The following is a 235-nucleotide window of genomic DNA, read 5'->3' as shown; positions in this document are numbered from 1 at the left end:
CTTTGGGAAATATGTCTTTGTAGGCGAAAGTAAAGGGAAGGAGAAGAAAGTCGTCCGCACGGCGGAGGAACTGATCGACTACTATGCCGAACTGATCGAAAAATATCCGATTGTTTCCATTGAGGATGGGCTGGAAGAGGAGGATTTCTCCGGGTGGGAGCTGATGAATACGAGACTTGGTTTACAGACCCAGCTTGTGGGAGACGATTTGTTTGTGACCAATACCAGACGGCTC

At 48.5% G+C, this 235-nt stretch carries 1 pseudogene; it reads left to right on the top strand.

Annotated elements, in window-relative coordinates:
* Positions 1-235: pseudogene (gene eno / locus HJY11_RS13715) on the top strand (phosphopyruvate hydratase); the annotation flags it as partial.

It is taken from the genome of Bittarella massiliensis (ex Durand et al. 2017) (genome assembly GCF_017566145.1).
GTDB lineage: Bacteria > Bacillota > Clostridia > Oscillospirales > Ruminococcaceae > Bittarella > Bittarella massiliensis_A.
Note: the sequence above shows the minus strand (reverse complement) of the source record. Positions and strands in the feature narration are given on the sequence as shown.